Origin of the sequence: Paenibacillus taichungensis (assembly GCF_047302525.1) — a bacterium.
Classification (GTDB): domain Bacteria; phylum Bacillota; class Bacilli; order Paenibacillales; family Paenibacillaceae; genus Paenibacillus; species Paenibacillus taichungensis_B.
The window spans coordinates 2968664-2988644 of the sequence record NZ_CP168020.1; the positions used below are offsets into that span (position 1 = coordinate 2968664).

The window sequence follows — 19981 nt, forward strand, 5'->3', positions numbered from 1 at the left end:
CGTATTAAAGAGGTGAAGTAGCCAAAAATTATTTTTCCTCATGCGTGGCTTTTTTGCTTCCTCCGGTGTCTAATTAAATGTAAATCAAGAGGAGGTTCCCCACCATGTCAGGAGCTCATGACACGAAACCTGTTTATCCGGATGAACAGGAAAGCATCGCTATCTTTGAGAACACGTATGAGCAATATCGTCAACGAATCAGCAAATACTTCTCACTGAAATTGAACCCGTTGGTTGCAGATGATTTGACCCAACAGGTATTTTTGAAAGCAGTCGAAAATATTCACAACTTTAAAGGAAGCTCTAATTTATTCACCTGGATCTTTAAGATTGCTCAGAACACGGTGAAGAACGAATATCGCAGGTTATCGCGACAAAAAGAATCTCCTTATGATTTTACAGATTATGAATCGCAATCGATCTCTCTTGAATTTACGAAACATGTTGATATTCGAATTGATATTGGCTCTGCATTACAAAAGCTGGATGAGATTGATCAGGAAATTATTGCATTACGCTTTTTCGTTGACTGCACCTTGCCCGAAATATCCAAGATTGTTGGACGACGGGAAAGCGCAGTAAAGAACAGACTGTACCGGGCTTTGGAGAAATTAAGAAAAGAACTGAAAGAGTGGGGGGAAATTGCCATCATGTCTATTCAAGACCTGATTTCCATTGTAAATAAAGGTGAAAACCAAGATACGAATGATCGTACGAAGAAAGTGCATCAAGATTTGTTCGATGAGCTCAACAATAGTGTTGAACGAGTGTCGACCAAATATAAACATCATCCATCACAAAAGGTGGTTATTGAAATTTATCCTGATCTGCCAACGTTCCATCAAGCTGTCGGCGAAACAGATGCCCCGAATTGGTTTATGGGCACATATGAAGGGCGTACTCTGGAAATTGTCTCTCCATTGGAGCCGGGACCGGAGCATACGTATCAATCCATTCTGAAAGGCACAGTCCACTTGTTCGCCATGTGGCTAATCAGCGATATTAATCCTGCAGCTCCCAAATGGATCAGACAGGGCATTGGTGGATATGAGGCGAAACAGATGTCCCAAGATTTCATTAAAGGATCAACGGAAGATAGCATACGCAATCATTCGATTCCATCTTTTGATGAATTAAATAACGATACGTGGGATTTTGAAACGATGAAAGGTTTTCAGTTCTCTTATATGATGGTGGAATTTGTGGTTGAGCGATACGGAGTAGATGCATTGAACAAACTAATCCGCAGTCCTCAAGATTTTGAAGGGATCTTTCAATGTAGTGAGACTGAACTGCATGAGCAATGGGTGAAGTATATAAAAATATAACCTTATACTGTTGATTGTAGGCCCGGTGATGAACCGGGCTTTTTTGTGTTGGAAATGCCCTTCGTGAACAACCTCGTATGTAAAAGATGTTTTATAATCGTTTGTTATATACGCCTCCAATGGTCTGTTCTGTATAATTCGTTGTACATCTGGATTCGCTTGCGGATTATGAAGGAGGAGGACAATGATGACTTTTTTTCAAAATGGGACACATGAAGAACTTCAATGTTTGCTCGTTCAGGCAAGAAGTGTTTGTCTAAGGGCATTAGATCAGTATGAATTACCATGGGATTGTATACATTTTATTCAGTTGTCAGATACCATCACGTACAAAATCGATACAGCTCCATCGAAAAGCTATTTGCTTCGCATTCATTCCAATCGGCTAAGTAAAGAGGCTATCCGTTCAGAACTTACTTTGCTTCAATCATTGGGCACATCCGATGATCTCCACGTACCTCAGGGTGTGGCGAGCCGTGGCGGCTCGTATGTTTTGTCCATGGACACAGAAGAAGAGGGACAGTACTTTGATGTCACGATGATGAATTGGGTGGACGGAGAGCATATGGATGGAAATGAGGTTAATGAACGTTGTGCATACCGTATGGGCTCTATGGCCGCAAAGCTCCATGAAGCAACTGCCCGTTTTGTACCATCTCTTGATTTTGCTCGGCCCACATGGGGCGAAGAGAGTTTTAAAGTGGATATGACCAAACTGAGACGTTATTACACAAGGTTTTTATCCAATCAGGCATGGAAGACGTATCAGAAAGCATCCCATAAAATATTGTCCCAACTTGCAGACTTGGATCAGAATCCACAGCATTACGGAATCATCCACGGAGATTTACATATTGGCAACATCGTATTCAACGATGAACAACCTAATCCAATTGATTTTGGCCGATGTGGCTACGGATATTATCTTTACGATATAGCAAACACAATATTAGGGCTTTTCCCCGCACAACGTTTGGAGTTCATCAGAGGTTATGAAAGTGTAAGGACACTGCCAACAGATTATGTTGAGGTTTTGGAAAGTTTCTTTATCATGTGCATGATTGAGAATTACAGCCACCACTCATCCGACCCGAGAGAAACATCACGAATAATAGATGAGCAGCCGTACGCACAAGCGTGTATCAGAGAATATTTAATGAATGCTCCATTTCTTTTCAATGGGATAGAAGTACAGGAAGTCACCTATATAAATTGAACTAAAGAATATTTACACTTGCCACTCCGATGACAGAACAACCTTCCGATCGCTGTTATCCCCAGATTTTTTGATTCCCTTATTTAAAGGGGAAAATCCGGGGATAAAGGCGAACGCTCCGCTTCTTCAGGTTATTTCTGTCCTCTCCGTTATCGTGTAAATGTTTAGTTCAATTTATATAGAATGTTTAATTCAAAATTAACGGCTTCCCTTATTTTGGCACGTCATTAAAGTTCACTCTACTGCAAAGTAGTATAATTTTTCTACTTAAAAGTAGAGTTTTTGCTGTAGATGATGGATAAAGATTATTTGATAATGAGGGAGGGAAGACAAAAAACGCAAAGGTCAAAGGAGGAATGTTTATGAAGAGCAGGCTGGCATTAATTACTGCTATTTTGATGACAGTAACCAGTTTGATCATGCCAGGTACGATGAAACCGATTCATGCAGCTAGTTCGCATAACTTTTATGTATCGCATGAAGGAAATGACGACAATGCTGGGACTGCGGAATCGCCATTCAGGACAATTGAAAAGGTAAAGCAAGCGGTACGTGGAATTAACGGTGCCATGACAGAGGATATCTATGTGTATTTGCAGGATGGTGAATACATGTTAGATGACACCTTGGTTTTTAACAGTGAGGATTCTGGAAGCAATGGCTACAACATTATTTACACAGCGGATACAGGAGCAAAACCTGTCATCAGCGGAGGTGTGGATATTAGTGATGGGTGGGAATTATACGATACTGAAAAAAACATTTACAAAAGAACAGGGGTGAATTGGAATTTCAGACAGTTATACATCGGTGAAGATCGGGGTATAAGGGCGCGGCAACCGAATCTTACCGAGGCAGACGCAGATCTCCAGGGTCCATATTTCAGAGCCAAAAACGGGGAATATCCTTATGTGATAGGTGAGGATGCACGTGAATGGGGGAATATACTAAACGGCACCAATGCTGAGATGGTCGTGCTGCAAAGTTGGAGCCAGGTGCGCGGAAGAATTGATACGATTAATACAACAACGGGTCAGATTGATTTTAAATTCCCGGAAAGCGGGTTTTCTTATAATCATCATGGCCAGGGAAATTCACCATTCTTTTTTGAAAACGCTTTATCCTTGTTGGATGCAGAGGGAGAATGGTTTCTTGATACCGATGATCAAACGGTATATTACAAACCGAGAAGCAATGAAACGATGAATACGACGCGCATCATTGCACCTAGGCTAGAGACTATTGTAAAGATTGAAGGGACTGAAGATAGTAAGGTTCGCAATCTGGAATTTTCCGGACTTACCTTCAAACACAGCAATTGGCTCGCGCCTTCAAGCTACGGATATGTAGATGTTCAGGCCGGGTTCAGGTATCAGTCGGTTACTGGAGGTAATAACACAGAAATTCGCAATACAGCGCGTTATACTGCAGCCAATGCGATGCTGGAATTAAAATATTCGGGCGACATTAGGATTGCACGTAACACATTCCAGCACGCAGGCAGCTGGGGTATTATGGGTTATGAAGGAACAGAACACACCGATATAACCTGGAACACCTTTACCCAAAACGCTGGCGGAGGAATAGCTATGGGAATCGTAGGCGATCTATGGGATGACGATGAAGGTCAGAACCCTTCGTATACGCTACCTGATGGTCAAAGCCAGCACGATAGCATTACACATAACACGATTGATCGTGTTGCCCTGGACTACGGTGATATGGTGGGGATCGGAGCAATGTTACCGCAGCATATGACTATTGCAAATAACGAGATAAGCAATCTACCATATTCTGCGATTAGCATTGGCTGGAACTGGTCTGACTTGGATCATGGCATGACGAACAATCAGGTGCATAACAACTATCTCCATGATTCTGTCAAACTGATTCAGGATGGAGCAGGCATCTATACCTTGGGCCGAATGGATGGCAAATCAAATATCTACCATAACTACATCAAAAATATGCGGCAAGGGAAATACGCTGCCTGGAACCACATTATGGGTGTATATCTGGATGGCAGGACCAGCTACCGCATGGTTGAACAAAATGTAATTGACAACACTGAGCATGCTTTTTCAGGGTCAGATCACGATAATATTTTCAGACACAATTATTACAATGTTGATTTTGGCAACAATAATGCTTCAAACACCGCATATGGAAATGTGGAAGTTGCGGGATCGAATTGGCCACAGGAAGCATTGGACATTATAGCAGCTGCTGGCCCGGGTAAAGAACCGCTTCCGGCACCGAAAGAACCGACCAATCTTGCTTTAATGAAGCCTGTAACAGCTTCTTCACAGAGTAAAGATCCGGCATTTGCGGTTGATGGCGATCCGACTACGAGATGGGCGCAGGAGGAAGGAAGAGCAGACCCGCAATGGCTGATGGTAGATCTCGGGGACGTTTACCCTATTGCATCTACAAGTACCATGTTCGAACTTGAAAATGGTTACACGTACAAAATTGAATACTCCACCGATGGTGATGTATGGGATATGTACGCAGACAAGACAGCGAATGTAACTACCCAGCAGACGAATCTTGATCTAAAAGCTGTAGAGGCCCGTTATATTAAAATTACGATGACACATGATTGGGGAGGAAGTATCTATGAATTAAGCGTTTTCCCAGGAGAAGGCACAAAGCTCCCTGAATCAAACTCGTTACTTAAAATCAATGAAGCCACTTTTGAAAAAAATCCAACCAAGCAAGATGACATTCGTGTGAAAATGATTTTCAACGGTGGGGCGCTCAATGGCATCAAGCTTGGTGATACGTACTTGGTTGCAGACCGGGATTATAAGTTGTTCTGGGATCAAGTGATTATTCAAAAGGCGTATCTGGACACATTGCCAATCGGAGAGAACCACCTCACGTTTGATTTTGCTACAGGTGTAGACCCTGTGTTCAAGGTAACCGTTATGGAAAATGACGGCGCAACAGTAATTTCACTGAACAAGCCGGCGATGGCTTCTTCGCAGAGTTTAGACCCTGCCTTGGCTGTTGATGGCAATCCAAGGACAAGGTGGGCGCAGCAGGAAGGTCTCTGGCACACCGAAGGCTGGCTGATGGTCGATTTGCAGGGTGTGTATGCCATTAAATCTGTTACGACCATGTTTGAATTGTCCAGTGGGTATAAATACAAAATTGAGTACTCTATGGACGGGCAAAACTGGCAAACCTATGCCGATCGGACAGAGAGTGAAACGACGAAACAGACGTATCAAGATCACCATTCGAGTGAGATTATCTCCAGATACATGAGGATAAAGGCTCTTTATAGTATGGGGCCAAGTATTTATGAATTTAGTGTATATGGTGTACCCGTAGGATCAAACTCATCTATAAATCTTGCAACAGCTGCTTTCAACAAGCACCCGAACAAACAAGACGATATAATTGTTGAAATGAATCTTCAGGGGAATACGCTCACAGGCATTAAGAATCGTTCTTTACACTTGAAGCCTGACACAGATTATACCGTTGCAGGGAATAAGGTAACGATTCATCGTGATTATCTAACAAAGCTGGGTGAGGGCAAGAACCACCTGACATTTGAATTTAGCTCGGGTGAAAATAGCTTGCTTGAGTTAAATGTAACGGATGTAAGTGGTGAAGAAATCAATATTGCCCTGAGCAAAGTGGTCGTTGCTTCATCGCAAAATAAAGATCCATTGTTCACAGTAGATGGTGATCCAGACACCAGATGGGCTCAGCAGGAAGGCCTGACTACTTCTCAATGGTTGAAAGTCGATCTAGGCGATGTGTATTCAATATCAGGCACAAAAACGATATTCGAATTAAGTTCTGGCTACAAATACAACATCGAGTACTCCATTGACGGCTTCAACTGGACTAAATATGTGGACAAAACAAGCGTTGCGACCACAGAACAAGTTAATGAAGATCGTAAAGATGCCGAAGCACGGTATGTACGATTGAATATTACAGATTCGAGTGGGAATGGAGCAAGCGTACACGAATTTAGCGTATACACCGTAAAGGAAACTACTGTAACCGATGCAACTATTAATCCCGTTGCAGTTACGTTCGACAAAAATCCTTCACAACAGCAAGACGTCGTGACTAATGTTCAATTAAACGGCAATGTATTGAAAAGTGTGAACAATGGAAACCAATTGTTGAATTTGAATAGTGATTACACCTTTGCAGGTGAGAAACTGACTGTGCACAAATCCTATTTAGCTTCCTTAGGGATAGGTACAGCGACGCTCACCCTAGTATTTGACCAAGGAAATGATGCTAAGCTCGAAGTGAAAGTAATGAACACCCAGGGTACTGGCAACAATGGCGGTAATAGTGGTGGTAACCATGGCAGTGGGAACGGGAACAGTGCCGGTAACCCAAATAATGGGGGGACTGAGAGCACCACTAAATCTGGTAACGAAAATAACGGTAATAATGGAAACACAGAGGGTAAGTCCGATGGTGAAGCGGGTGGGGAGAATGGTGTAGTCGTTCCTACGTTTTCGGATGTTGCTAATCATTGGGCGGAAGCCAATATCTATAAAGCAGCGAAGTTAGGCATCGTTAATGGTTATAATAATGGCACCTTTAAACCAAACAGAACGGTTACGCGTGCGGAGTTTACAGTTATGCTAATGAAGGCGTTAAAGCTCGCTGATAGCGAAAGTGAACTAAGTTTTACCGATGCTGGTAAGATCGGTTCGTGGGCACAGCAAGCTGTTGCTCAAGCTGTCCAGGCAGGTATCGTGAACGGGTATAAAGACGGAAGTTTCCGTCCATCCGCGAGCGTTTCACGTGCGGAACTGGCGGTTATGGTCGCCAGGGCTGGTAAAGTGAAGATTGCAGATGTGGAGACGACGGGTTTCGCAGACGATAACGACATACCGGCATGGGCAAAGAGCTCGGTATTCGCTTTGAAAGAAGCAGACATTTTGAAGGGAAGTTCAGGGAACAAATTTATGCCGAATGCATTAGCGACTAGAGCCGAAGTGATTACCATTATTATGAACCAGCTGTCTGTAGATCAGTGATTCAAAAAATAAAAAATAGGCCGCCCACAAAGCAAAAGGGCGGCCTATTTTTTTTCAGACATACGATAGTCTGAGGGAGAGATGCCGTGCACTTGTTTAAATTTGCGGAAGAAATAGTTGGGATCCAGAAACCCGACTGCGTTAGCAATCTCCGATGCTTTTAGTGCTGTTGATACCAGCATTTTTTTGGCATTACCTAGCCGTATACGATTGAGATAATCGTTGAAGTATTGTCCAGTCTCTTCCTTGAACAATCTGCCGAGATAGACATTATTTACGTTGAAGCGCATCGACAGCAACTGTAAGGACAATTCCTCACTATAGTTTTTGAGTATGTAACTTTCTACTTTCCTCGTAATAGGATTCTGGGACAGGATACCAGCATCTTGCCCCGCATCATCCAACACTACATGATTACAGCTTGCTAGCGCTTCGCTGTAAGACTCATGTAATTGTTGGGGGAGGGTGATCACCTTGCCGAAATAATTGTTCCAGGGTGTTTTTAATATCTCTCCGTACCGCTGGGCAATATCATCCATCCAACGCTGGTTAATTATGTTGAATTTCTCTGTTTCAGTGCCTTCATCTGCGAATAAGACAATGATTTGTCTTTGTTCATTCAGGAAAGTGATACCACGTCCAGTTTCATGAAGTGCTTCTTCCATGCTATTGAGGATGGCAAAGGAGCGGAATTGTTCCTCCATACGGGATAGCTCGCCTTCCTGCGGATTGCTCCAGTCAATAAGACATATTTGGTAGTTTTCATTCATGAGAAGTGGTAGCTGCAAAAATTTCAGCTTCTCCCGGAGCTGATCGTTTTGAATCCGATTTTGTGCCCAGCGAAGGAGAATGTTATTTTTTAATAGTTGGAATGATTCTCTCTGCATTTGCTCGGCAATGAATTGCCCCTCAACACGTTCGGTACAAGAAACGATAATCTGGGTCAGCTCGGAGGCATCAATAGGCTTGAGCAAGTAATCTTCCACCTGGAACTTCATTGCTTGCCTTACATATGCATATTCATTGTAACCACTCAAGACAACGATAAAGGTTTTCCATTTTCTCAATCGGATCTGCTCAATCAGATGCAGACCGTTACCCTTAGGCATGCGAATGTCAGTAAGCACGATATGTGGTTTATGGAGTTCCATAAGCTCAAGCGCTTCATAAGAGCCTCCAGCCTCGAGTTTCACATCGATATTAAGCGCTTTCCAATTGATTAGCCGTTTCAAGCCTTCTCTAATAAATTGATCATCATCAACAATTAATAGAGTGGTCATAGAGTACCTCCTTAAGAAGCTTGCTAGCGTTTATGTGGGAAAATCATGATAAGACGGAACAATTCGGTATCCTGTTGCATCTCAGGTAAAGACAAACCATATTCATTGCCGTAATAATGCTTGATCCTCTCATGTATATTCTTTAGTCCAAGATGCTGGTCAGGGAAAGTATTTGGCGTTTGCAGCAGCTCCTGCAATCGGCTGTAATCTTCTGCAGTTATACATTGACCGTTATTGCAAATTTCAATCGTAAGCAGATTGGTTTCTTTCTTAATTTCGATTGAAATGATTGGTTCATCATATTGCTCCAGCCTCCCATGCTGGATCGCATTTTCGATAACAGGTTGCAATGTGAATTTGAGCATGAAGCAATTTTCAAGATTTAGCTCGGAGATCACTCTCAGTTCAATGCGGTTGGACTTGCCAAGCATTAGCAGCTCCAGATAGTAGTTCGTATGTGCCAGTTCCTCCTGCACCGAGATGAGGTCATCAGTCGGCTGCAGCATCCAGCGGTATAGCAGTCCCAGATGGTATATTTTTTCTGCCAGAAAAGGTTGCTCGCTGATGACGGCCTGCATTCGCAGTGATTCCAACGTATTGTACAGGAAATGAGGGTGAATCTGTGTCTTTAATGCGATAAACTCGGCATCTCGCTTTCTAATTTCTGCTACATACACTTGATTGATATGATTTTGCAATTCCTCTGTCATCCGGTTGAAGCGCATAATCAGATCACTGATTTCATCGTCTCCGTTTACTGGCATCAGAGTGGTGAAGGGATTGCGCTGCACCTTCTTGAAATGTTTGCTCATCTGATTAAAGCGTCCGACGATCAGCCGCTGGATGATATGAATTATCATGATGCAGACCAACCAGCTTATGCCAAGTGTGATGAGGATACGTATCATGGTGTTGGCTAGCTTGCTCTCTATATTAGACTTGGAGCTAATACCGATAATTTCGAGATGATTCTTGTCAATTGTGATCCGAGAAATCAAATCAGTAGATGTACTTAGATCAAATGGTTCATTTGGTTTGCTGTCCAACAGCAAATTGTTTCTTTGCTTGATAATGAGCCGATAATCCGAGTTCTGGGAATCAAATTCGTTTGTAATAACCCCTGTGTTCAAGACAGCAAGTTGGTAGCCGTATACATCCTCGGGACGAATACGAAGTGGATTATAAATTGGATTAGCAATATAAAGGATGTGTTCCGCAGGTGTTAGCAATTCATCCGAACTTCCAAAATAGGGGTGTTGATACGCTTTTGGAAAAGTTTCAAAAAATGGCTGTAAAGCAAATGCTTCATTAATACGGTATTTTTGCTGCTGCGATTCAATGAACAGTTGTCCATCTTGCAGCCGATACAATAAAACTGCCGAAGTGTAGGGATTGCGCGACAGCATATGCGTCAGTACGTTTTTGATATAATTTTGCTGGGTTATCGCTTCCCGATCCTCCATGTCAGTAGGAATGTTACCGGGTAGAAACATCTCGGATACACTGGTCTGCATGTTGCTTCCCATACCTTGATAGATGCTTAATGTATCATACTGAAACCGCTCAATCATATCGACGAGTTGGATTTTTAACTTTTCGGTACGAATGGAAAGCATCTCGATCTCTTTTTTCTCCAGAATAGAATAGAAGTTATTATAAATAGCCATACCTAGCAGCAAGAATACAAGAAGCAGGGCTGTGCCAATCGCAATATTAAGTTTGCGAAATATATATCGGCCAATCCATTTGCGGTAAAAGGAAACTATTGACATCCAGCGACCCCTTTGATGTTCGTTTAATGTCATTTTATGTACTCCATTAAAGCGCTGTCAACATAGATATAGTTTTTCCAGTAAAAGTTTGGTTTTTGCTGTCGCAACTACCGTCAGGATTCATTTCATTTCTAATGCAAAAAAGAAGTTTAATTGTTCTAGCTAAAGTAAAATTTATGCTGTAGCTCCTTTAATTCAAACATTCCTATAATAGATTTTGAAGTTACTAATTGAACTGAAGAGGTGGGCGAAATGAAAAAATGGTTTACCATGTGCATGACACTCCTCATACTGGGCACGGTATTGGCTGCTTGTAGCGGCAGTGAGGGGAGCAAAGGAAACCAAACGAACAAAGAAGCTGGCAAGGACATAGAAATCGTCTTTCAATCCTGGGTGACACCGAACCTGACAGTCGACTACTATGATCAATTGATTCAACGATTTGAAAGCGAGAACCCTGGTATCAAAGTAAAGCGTATTCAGCCCCCTGCAAATGAAGGCTCACCTGACAGCTATTTGAAAGCATTGCTGGCATCCGGAGATTTTCCTGACGTTGTCCAGAACGCCACGATCCAAATGTTCGTAGACGCAGACGCGTTGCTTGAAGTACCGATTGATGATGATATTAAAAACATTAACAACTATGAAGCGGAGATGATAGACGGCAAACTGTACAATATTTCTGCGATTAGACAGCCGCAATCATTGATCTTCTACAATAAGAAGCTGTTCGACGAGGCAGGCATTGAAGCTACACCTAAAACTTGGGCGGAGCTGGAAACTGCTGCCGAGAAGCTAAAAGCCAAAAATATTACACCAATTCTAACAGCAGGGGATTGGACCGCCGGATTTACCTTCTCGGTTATGACATCTTCAAACATATACAAAGAAAATAGGAACTGGTACGCTGATCGCTTCGATAATAAAGTGAAGTTTACGGATGCGGACTGGATTGAGAGCGCAAGTTATTACACCGATTTGGTGAAAAAGGGCTACTTTAATAAAGGCGCTTTAAGCATCGATTACACGGCAGCTGAGCAGGAGTTCTTAAAGGGCAAGGGAGCGATGTATCCAATGGGATCATGGTTCAGTGCAGCTGAGGCAACTGCAGACAAAGATTTTGAAGTAGGTGTCTTTGCAACCCCTACCAAGGATGGGACACAATATTTGCTTGGTGGCGAGAATGCAGGCGGTTATGCAGTAGCCAAAAATAGCAATCACCCGGAAGAAGCACTCAAATTCGCCAAATTCATGATGCTTGATCCTGAAGCTCACAAAGGCTATTTGCAAGCAGATGCACTCTTCTCCAATTTGAAGGTACCGCTGAAATGGGACATGTCCCCTTTGCAAACTGAAATCTATGAGCTGCTTCTTAACAATCCCCCAATGGTTGGCCATATGAACAATAAAGTTGGTAAAGTACCGGTGGCAGGCATCCAGGACCAATACAATAAAGTAGCGCAAAGTATTTTGCTCGGTGATACAGACGTAGAGAATAATATGAAAACACTTGATGAGTATTGGGACAAAAATAACAAATAAAATTGTGAAAAGGGACAGACAAATGTCTCGTCCCTCTAATAAGACACCATTAAGCTAATCTGGCGGTGATACGTTTGAATAAAAATGATCGATGGTCGTATACCTTAATGTTTTCACCAGGCATTATTATCTACTTCTGTTTTCTGTTTATTCCGATTATTCTGCTAGTCTATTATTCATTTTATAACTGGGATGGCGTTAGTCCATCCTATCAGTTTGCCGGACTAAGTAATTATATTGAAGCCTTTCATGACAAAGCATTTGGACGGGCGTTGGTCGTCACCTTATTTATCACTGTTGTTGCAACAACAGTTGTCAATATACTCGGAATTGGCTTTGCGGTGCTTTTGAATAAAAAAGGGCGGATGACAAATTTCTATAGATCAATCTTTTTCTTTCCGCTGCTGTTAAGTACCGTATCCGTCGGCTTCATATGGAAGAGCATTTTAAGCTATAACGGGTTGTTGAATAACCTACTGGAAAGGATAGGAGTTGAACGCATCGAGTTCTTTGGTAATCCGAACTTGGCTGTGTTGACCATTACATTTCTTGCAATTTGGCAGTCTACGGGCTTTGTTATTGTTATTTATTTGGCAGGTCTCCAATCTATTTCGTCAAGCTTGTATGAGGCAGTGAAAATAGATGGCGCGAACAGATGGCAGCAGTTCAGGCATATTACGTTTCCAATGCTGGCACCGGCCTTTACAATGAGCATCATATTTATGTTTACTGGCTCCATGCGAGAATATGACCGTGTCGCGGTTCTTACATATGGTGGACCGGCAGGAGCAACCGAAACGATCGCCTATCAAGTGGTCAAGATTGGTTTGAATGCCAACCGTCTGAGTTACTCTGCTAGCCTTGCCGTATATATGCTCGTTATCGTAAGTATTCTGGCTGTTTCTCTAACCGTTTATTTACGTAGAAGAGAGGAGAGGCTGCTATGAAGAATAATCTCTCGCAATATATCAGACATGTATTTCTGATCCCATTATCACTTGTATTGTTAGTGCCATTTTATATTGCAGTCGTCAATGCATTTAAGAAAAAAGCAGATATATTATCCAACCCGTTTTCTTTCCCGCTGAGCAACATGACCTTTGATAATTTTATTCGCTCGGCAGTGACACCTTCTTTTAATATTTTCAAAGCCTACTGGACGTCGATTATGATTACTTCCGTCTCGGTTGTGCTTCTCATCTTTTTATGTTCAATGATGTCCTTCGTCTTTGCGCGTGTGAACAATCGATTCTTATCTGTATGTTATTTGCTTCTTCTGTCAGGCTTAATGATTCCACCTCAGGTTATATTAATTCCACTTGTTCAAGTGCTGTCGAAGCTGGGGCTGATGTTTACACCACAGGGATTGATTCTCTATAATATTGGGTTTTATGTCCCCTTTACTGTATTTATATTTGTGGGCTTTATCCGTACATTGTCCAAAGAGCTCGATGAATCAGCGAAAATGGACGGTGCCAGCCAGTTGACCATTTTTTGGAGAATCATATTCCCATTACTGCGACCTGCTACAGCTTCTGCTGTAATCTTTCTGTGCCTATGGATTTGGAATGACTTTATTAACCCTGTCATTATTCTGGGTTCCACCAAAAGCTACACCGTAACGACAGGGATCTTTCAGGCAGTGGGGCAGTACAGCACAAACTGGGAGGACATTTTTGCGCTCGTTGTCCTGGCTTCTGCACCTATATTTCTACTCTATTTATTTATGCAACGACAATTTATCTCTGGTCTTACGGAAGGCTCGGTTAAGGGATAATCGTGTCGTATCGAACCTGCATTTCGCAACGGTAATGGGCGTAGTTGCTCTGATGCTATGATGCGAACAATTTGAAATTGTTAAGGAGTTCACACGGATTCATATCAATTGAGACACCCGTATTCACGGATCTTTTCTTATTAAATGCGGAAAGGTTGATGTAACAAAAATATCTCTAAACAAAAGCCGTTATACCTGTGGTATGTTTTACCTATGAAATCCCGCTTCAATGTGAGAGGAGATTGTATGCCACAAGTGAAAAGAGTAATTCGAAGCAAGTGGTTTCTATGGATGACAGGCGTTGTCGTCATTTTGATCGCTGCATTTTGCGTACTATCCTTCATCCTCGTAAATTCGGTATCTGCTACCTTCGAAACCGGAAGTGTTGAAGAGAAATATGCTCTACCCGGCACTTACAAGGTAGACATGCTGGAGATCAAGGACGAACAAGGGGAGAAGCTCTACAGGATTTATTCTCCGCAATCAACGGATGTCTTGCACCCGCTCATCGCTTGGGGCAACGGAACTGGGGCATTACCTGACAATTATGATCAGTTGTTAAGACACCTGGCCGGTTGGGGATTTATTGTCATTGATACATATAGCCAAACCACGGGTACAGGAAAAGAAATTATGGCTGCGATTCAATATATGCTTAGTGAAAATGAAGCGACGGCCAGCCCGTTCTATCACAGGATTCAAAAAGATCGGGTCGGTGCGGCAGGGCATTCGCAGGGATCAACGGGTGTAATTAACGCTCATACGAATTTTGAAAACGGGGCTCTCATCAAAACGGTTGTATCAATTGCTCTGCCTGAGCTGAAATATTGTGATCCAGAGGACGTGTATGATACATCAGCGCTGAAGGTTCCATTTTTTGTTATAGGGGGGACCCGAGATTTCATCATCTCCCCGTCAGAATCCAACAAATTGGCCTTGAATAATACCAACTCGGATCTTCCGGTCTTAATGGCCATGGCTAAGGGCGCTGCACACACAGCGATAGAGCAGGATGGAGGACAGCATAGAGGTTATTTGACAGCTTGGATGAGATATCAATTAATGAATGATTCGGAGGCAAGAATGGCCTTTGTTGGAAAGCATGCTGAAATAGGAACGAATAAACATTGGAAGGATGTTACTTCCGCAAATTTACAATAGTCATGGTTCACATAAATCGAAGGACCCTTCTGAAATGGAAGGGTCCTTCTTCGTAATTACGTGAAAAACATTTTGAGGCTGAAATGGCGTTATTTAATGCCACTATAAACGTTTTCAGTAAAGGCATCCTGTTGAACACCAAGTAACGGTAGCTATGATTTCGCCTTTGCTGTTGACTGTCTGGGAATAAGCATCGTGGGTAACTTAACCTGAAGGTACTCACTGCTTGGATTCTCCACTTGTTTCAGGATGACTCTGCCCGCTTCTCGCCCGAGTTCAAGTTCCTGCTGGACAACAGCCGTGGGCGGAATGATACAGAACTCCGGAAATTCCACATCATCGAAGAACACGACAGATAAATCTTCGGGTACAGAGATCCCCATCTGCATCGCCGCTTGAATAACATGAGGGCTGAAATTGGAGGACAGAAGGGCCGTCATCTGCGGATTTGCCTGTAAAAACTTCTGAATCATCATGATAACCTCTTCATTGCTGTCACTCATGGCCAGGCGTGTCATCTGTATACTGCGATCAATCAGAATATGACGCTCCTCCAAGGCCTTCTCATACCCATGCAATCTGTCCTCAATACTTGATGTACCCTCAGCAAGAGTGGAAATAAAGCCAATTCGACTGTGCCCAAGCTCATGAAGATGCTTAACCGCCTGAATAGCTGCCTCATGGTTGTCCGAGCTGATGGAGTTGGTCTCCACCCCTTTTAGATTGCGGTCCAGAAGGACAAGTGGGAAGCGATTTAGCGTAAGCGCAAGAATCTCATTGTTATAGTGCTCACCCTCAACGGGATAGATAATTAGTCCTCTGACGCCTGCCTGTTTCATTTCCTGAATTTTGAGAATCTCCGTCTCTTGTGAATCATTCGTCTTGGCAAATAACAATTGATAGCCATTCTCTGAAAGGGTGTCCTCAATTCCGCTCAGTAGATTGGCGGTGAACCGATTGTCGAGACGGGGGAGAAGGAACCCGATTGTTGGTGCTGTGAGTTGCTCTTTTACCGCTGAAGTAATGTTACGAATTTCCTCCGGGCTGTGATCGTTAACAAAGGTGCCTTTGCCTTGAAGTCGGTAGACAACTCCTTTATCGACCAGAGCAGTAAGGGCATTTTTCACCGTGATACGGCTCACACTGAATTGTTCAGCCAGTTCATTTTCGGAAGGAATTCGGCTGCCCGGTTTCCAATTTCCGCTTCGAATCTGGTCAATGATATATGTCTCGATTTTCTTGTACATTGGCTTGAAGGTTCTCACCATCGCATTTTATCTCCATTCACTATTAGTTCGTTCTAAATATATTATATTAATACAACATATACAAGTGCTAAAAATCAATATCAAGTGAGTAAGACAAGAAGATTTAATTTACGAACAAATATGATAAAAAAACCTTATGGATAAACAATTTATTCGAAATACATTCTGTTAAGTTGTATCTAAAAATAAACATTTACAAGTAAAAGTATGTTGTTTATATTGTTTTTAAAGTTGGTTGGATAAAGCGTTTCCAACGAGCCTTCAAAATCTTATCTATGTCACAAATTTTGTCTCAATGGTTCCTTAATTGAAAAAGGGGGTGCAGCGGTTTTTAACGCCAATTTGTTGTCGTGGAATATTCATTAAGCCAGAAACGAACCAAAATTAAAGATAAGGGTGGTTACGGGATGAAAAAAAGAGCAGGCATGATCGTTACTTTGTTAACTGTTTTCTCACTCATTGTAAGCGCTTGCGGTGATGCCCAGTCCGGGGGAACGGAACCCAAAGCGAGTAAAGAGCTGACGATGTGGACGTGGAAGGTTGCTTACACGCCAGGAATTGAAGCAGCCGCGAAATTGTATGAGGAGAAAACAGGAATCAAAGTCAAACTCGAGACCTTTACACCGGATGATACGTATCGCCAAAAATTCCAGGCAGCAGCCAATTCCAAAAATTTGCCAGATATCGTGAACTGGTGGGCAACGGCAGGAGATTCCATCGAGAACTCGGTGCTCGAGCTGTCTGGTGAAGTGAGTGATGATCTGTTGAACAGCTACTACAGTGCTGCAATGGACCCGATTATTGTTACACAGAGTCAGGTTGACTCCTGGAAAGAAGACAAGAATGCCACCACAATTCAAAAGTCACTGAAGACTGGCCAGTTCTACGGGCTGCCGCTCGATATTGGAGGATTCTTTACTTTCTATGGAAACAAGAAGCTGATCGAAGAAGCAGGGCTGACAGCGGAAGCGCCCAAAACGTGGGAAGAATTCGTCACAATGATGGAGACTGTCAAAGAGAAAACAGGTACTCCTGGGCTTGTGTTTGGTGCAAAGCTGCCTGATCTATGGGAAAACTGGGCTGGTTCGGCACTGTCCATCATGCTGAACGAACCTCAGGGTTATATTGATCTGCTCGAAAGAAAGTCCAAACTAAGCGACCCTTCAAATCTGCCGGTTGTGAAAGCGATGGAGACACTGGCAAACAAAGATCTGTTTATGCCGGGAATTTTGTCAACGGATATTGACGGAGCAGACCAGGCGTTTGCTGCTGGCAAAGCCGCTTTCGATCTCGGTGGTTCCTTCACAATGTCTACGCTACTGGCTATGGGAATGAGTCCTGACGATATTTTCACCTTCCCGGTACCACCGCTTGAAGGATCGAAAATTAACAGCTGGACGACTGATCCATTTACGTTAACGATGTTGTCGGTGAATAAGAATTCGCAGAACAAGGCTGAAGCGCTCGATTTCATTAAATTCCTGACAGGTGATCCAGATGCTGCTGTTGCTTTTGCTAATGCGGCGTATACAGTACCTGCGCTGAACTTGGGTGATCGTGCAAATGATCTGGATCCGAACCTAAAATCAATTTCAGATGCATTCGCTGCCGAGCCTGGTCCTTACAGTCAAGCTTCACCAGCGATCAATACGTATCGTGGCAAGCATAAAGAGTGGGAAGTGTATGCCCAGTCCATGCAATCCATGATCGAGAAAAAGATGACTGCTGAACAAGTCGCCAAGAAGTTCGACGACACCATGGAAAGTCTGAGAGCCAGCGGGAACTAGTACAACCAAAGCGATCGGCAAGCCCCTTACGGGGCTGTCGATTGCCAAATTGAGAGCAAAAGGTGATTGATCATGATAAAAAGTCGAAATAAGTGGATGCCGTATCTCTTTTTACTGCCTGGCGTGCTTTTGTTTCTTGCCATCGGCGTGTATTCGGTCGGATTCTCGATCATGCTCAGCTTTTATAACTGGTCCGGGATCGATTTTTCCACCGCAAGGTTTGAAGGTCTGGCGAATTTTCGTCAGTTCCTGCTCGGTGATGATCCGATTGTAACCCGGAATTTCTATAATGCCGTTCTGCACAATCTGATTATTGCGGTTTCACAGGTTGTGGTCGTCGTTCCAATCGCACTTGTGCTGGCATTTGTGCTGCAAAATACGAAGGCAGCAACTTGGTACCGGACGATTTATTTTCTGCCGATGATCGCATCTGGCGTAGCTATCTTTTACGTATGGAAAGGCTTGTTTGAACCTAGTGGAGCATTCAACTCACTCTTCTTATGGATGGGCTTGGATTTCCTTGCTGTACCTGGTGGAATGCTGGGGAGTTCGTCTACTTCTTTACTCGGTATTATTTTGACATCGATATGGGGCGGTCTGCCTGGAACGCTGATTCTGTACTATGCTGGTCTGACTTCCATTGATCCGACACTGTATGAAGCAGCAAGTGTGGACGGTGCCAAGAAAACAACCATGATATTGAAAATTACGTGGCCGTTACTAAAGCCAATCACGCTTATTGCCGTCATTCAGATGGTGAACGGAGCCTTTCAGGCCTTTGAGAATGTGTTCATCATGACGGGTGGCGGACCGGCTGGCAGTTCGGAGGTTATTGGTACGCTCGTGTACCGTACAGCTTTTCTAAACAACGATTATGGTCTGGCCAGCGCAATCGGGTGGGTATCATTTCTGATTACAGGTACCATTGCCATATTCAGTATTCGCTCATTCAAGGCAGACATCTAAAAGGAGGAGCACATGGTCAAATATATTAAGCATATCATTCTAATCTTGTACGGATTGACCTGCCTGTATCCTTTTGTCTGGATGATCGGCACTTCGCTGAAGACATCACAGGATGCATTAGCCAATCCACAGAGTCCGTTTCCACAAGCTGCACCGATGTGGTCCACTTTCGGTGACGTATGGAACAAATTGAACTTCTATCAGTTTTTTATAAACAGCGTGATCGTAAGTGCAGTCGTGATTATAGGCGTCATTCTCATCTATACCATGATGGCCTATTCGTTTGCCAAGTTTGTCTATCGGGGCAAAAAATTCATCTACTACACGTTTATTGCATTGCTGCTCGTTCCAGGTGTGACCACATTGATTCCGCTTTATATCAACATGACTAATCTGGGGTTGCAAAACACGTATATTGGCATGATTCTGCCCATGATTAACGGGGCTGCACCCTTCGCCATTTTCCTATTCACCAGTTACTTCCGCACAATCTCACATGAGTTATACGAGAGCGCTGTACTGGACGGATGCAACAATTTCAAAATCTACTACAGAATCTATCTGCCATTGGCGTTGCCAGCTATCGGAACCATTGCGATTCTGAACTTTATCGGAAGCTGGAACAATATTTTATGGCCGATGATCATCGTGGATAGCAGGGATATGTTTACGTTACCGATGGGACTCATGTATCTGGATTCATCTTCATTTAAGAAATGGAATGAGCTTATGGCAGGGGCTTTAATTACGGTCATTCCAATCCTGCTTGCCTTCCCGTTCATGCAAAAGATGTATGTCAAGGGCATGACCGTAGGCTCAGTAAAAATGTAAATACACAACAAATAAATCATACAAGA

General features: G+C 43.0%; 13 protein-coding genes. 10 read left to right on the top strand and 3 right to left on the bottom strand.

Translation table 11 applies throughout. The features are described 5' to 3' along the window. The first annotated feature begins 104 nt into the window (after window positions 1–104). From ACDJ58_RS13505 to ACDJ58_RS13515, 3 genes are all read left to right on the top strand, one after another. Complete coding sequence (locus tag ACDJ58_RS13505; protein ID WP_413378687.1) at window positions 105–1328, top strand: RNA polymerase sigma factor; 1224 nt, start codon at window positions 105–107, stop codon at window positions 1326–1328. A 184-nt stretch (window positions 1329–1512) separates the two neighbouring features. Beyond that, window positions 1513–2544 carry a phosphotransferase enzyme family protein gene (locus ACDJ58_RS13510; protein WP_413378689.1) on the top strand — a complete coding sequence of 344 codons (1032 nt, stop codon included), beginning with the start codon at window positions 1513–1515 and terminating at the stop codon, window positions 2542–2544. Between the two features lie 362 nt (window positions 2545–2906). Further along, window positions 2907–7571: a X2-like carbohydrate binding domain-containing protein gene (locus ACDJ58_RS13515; protein ID WP_413378691.1), complete on the top strand. Its 4665-nt coding sequence runs from the start codon at window positions 2907–2909 to the stop codon at window positions 7569–7571. A gap of 44 nt (window positions 7572–7615) precedes the next feature. Here ACDJ58_RS13515 and ACDJ58_RS13520 read toward each other — a convergent pair whose 3' ends face one another. Continuing rightward, a complete protein-coding gene (locus ACDJ58_RS13520) occupies window positions 7616–8851 on the bottom strand; it encodes a response regulator (protein WP_413378693.1) in 1236 nt (411 codons plus the stop codon). A 23-nt stretch (window positions 8852–8874) separates the two neighbouring features. Continuing rightward, window positions 8875–10623: a sensor histidine kinase gene (locus ACDJ58_RS13525; RefSeq protein WP_413378695.1), complete on the bottom strand. Its 1749-nt coding sequence runs from the start codon at window positions 10621–10623 to the stop codon at window positions 8875–8877. A gap of 252 nt (window positions 10624–10875) precedes the next feature. Here ACDJ58_RS13525 and ACDJ58_RS13530 point away from each other — a divergent pair, with 252 nt between their 5' ends. The 4 genes from ACDJ58_RS13530 to ACDJ58_RS13545 all read left to right on the top strand — a co-directional run bounded on the left by ACDJ58_RS13530 (window position 10876) and on the right by ACDJ58_RS13545 (window position 15103). Continuing rightward, complete coding sequence (locus tag ACDJ58_RS13530) at window positions 10876–12165, top strand: ABC transporter substrate-binding protein (protein ID WP_413378697.1); 1290 nt, start codon at window positions 10876–10878, stop codon at window positions 12163–12165. 74 nt (window positions 12166–12239) lie between these two features. Beyond that, window positions 12240–13112, top strand: coding sequence for a carbohydrate ABC transporter permease (locus ACDJ58_RS13535; protein ID WP_413378699.1), 873 nt, complete (start codon window positions 12240–12242; stop codon window positions 13110–13112). Beyond that, entirely contained in the window at window positions 13109–13942 is an 834-nt protein-coding gene (locus tag ACDJ58_RS13540) for a carbohydrate ABC transporter permease (protein WP_413378701.1), read from the top strand. The genes ACDJ58_RS13535 and ACDJ58_RS13540 overlap by 4 nt, the downstream gene beginning before the upstream one ends. Window positions 13943–14188: 246 nt before the next feature. Further along, window positions 14189–15103, top strand: coding sequence for an alpha/beta hydrolase (locus ACDJ58_RS13545; RefSeq protein WP_413378703.1), 915 nt, complete (start codon window positions 14189–14191; stop codon window positions 15101–15103). Between the two features lie 152 nt (window positions 15104–15255). On the opposite strand, the gene ACDJ58_RS13550 is transcribed toward ACDJ58_RS13545, so the two are convergent. Beyond that, window positions 15256–16371 carry a GntR family transcriptional regulator gene (locus tag ACDJ58_RS13550; protein ID WP_413378705.1) on the bottom strand — a complete coding sequence of 372 codons (1116 nt, stop codon included), beginning with the start codon at window positions 16369–16371 and terminating at the stop codon, window positions 15256–15258. Between the two features lie 407 nt (window positions 16372–16778). Here ACDJ58_RS13550 and ACDJ58_RS13555 point away from each other — a divergent pair, with 407 nt between their 5' ends. From ACDJ58_RS13555 to ACDJ58_RS13565, 3 genes are all read left to right on the top strand, one after another. After that, window positions 16779–18158: an ABC transporter substrate-binding protein gene (locus ACDJ58_RS13555; protein ID WP_413378707.1), complete on the top strand. Its 1380-nt coding sequence runs from the start codon at window positions 16779–16781 to the stop codon at window positions 18156–18158. Window positions 18159–18230: 72 nt separating this feature from the next. Then, the gene (locus tag ACDJ58_RS13560; protein WP_053781826.1) at window positions 18231–19124 is read left to right on the top strand and encodes a carbohydrate ABC transporter permease; all 894 of its coding nucleotides are present in this window, start codon (window positions 18231–18233) and stop codon (window positions 19122–19124) included. Window positions 19125–19136: 12 nt separating this feature from the next. After that, window positions 19137–19955, top strand: coding sequence for a carbohydrate ABC transporter permease (locus ACDJ58_RS13565; RefSeq protein WP_024631711.1), 819 nt, complete (start codon window positions 19137–19139; stop codon window positions 19953–19955). The last annotated feature ends 26 nt before the right edge of the window (window positions 19956–19981 follow it).

Excerpts from the sequence above, each read along its gene's own strand:
- ACDJ58_RS13505 (WP_413378687.1), top strand. The coding sequence starts at position 105 with ATGTCAGGAGCTCATGACACGAAACCTGTTTATCCGGATGAACAGGAA.
- ACDJ58_RS13510 (WP_413378689.1), top strand. The coding sequence starts at position 1,513 with ATGATGACTTTTTTTCAAAATGGGACACATGAAGAACTTCAATGTTTG.
- ACDJ58_RS13515 (WP_413378691.1), top strand. The coding sequence starts at position 2,907 with ATGAAGAGCAGGCTGGCATTAATTACTGCTATTTTGATGACAGTAACC.
- ACDJ58_RS13520 (WP_413378693.1), bottom strand. The coding sequence starts at position 8,851 with ATGACCACTCTATTAATTGTTGATGATGATCAATTTATTAGAGAAGGC.
- ACDJ58_RS13525 (WP_413378695.1), bottom strand. The coding sequence starts at position 10,623 with ATGTCAATAGTTTCCTTTTACCGCAAATGGATTGGCCGATATATATTT.
- ACDJ58_RS13530 (WP_413378697.1), top strand. The coding sequence starts at position 10,876 with ATGAAAAAATGGTTTACCATGTGCATGACACTCCTCATACTGGGCACG.
- ACDJ58_RS13540 (WP_413378701.1), top strand. The coding sequence starts at position 13,109 with ATGAAGAATAATCTCTCGCAATATATCAGACATGTATTTCTGATCCCA.
- ACDJ58_RS13545 (WP_413378703.1), top strand. The coding sequence starts at position 14,189 with ATGCCACAAGTGAAAAGAGTAATTCGAAGCAAGTGGTTTCTATGGATG.
- ACDJ58_RS13550 (WP_413378705.1), bottom strand. The coding sequence starts at position 16,371 with ATGGTGAGAACCTTCAAGCCAATGTACAAGAAAATCGAGACATATATC.
- ACDJ58_RS13555 (WP_413378707.1), top strand. The coding sequence starts at position 16,779 with ATGAAAAAAAGAGCAGGCATGATCGTTACTTTGTTAACTGTTTTCTCA.
- ACDJ58_RS13560 (WP_053781826.1), top strand. The coding sequence starts at position 18,231 with ATGATAAAAAGTCGAAATAAGTGGATGCCGTATCTCTTTTTACTGCCT.
- ACDJ58_RS13565 (WP_024631711.1), top strand. The coding sequence starts at position 19,137 with ATGGTCAAATATATTAAGCATATCATTCTAATCTTGTACGGATTGACC.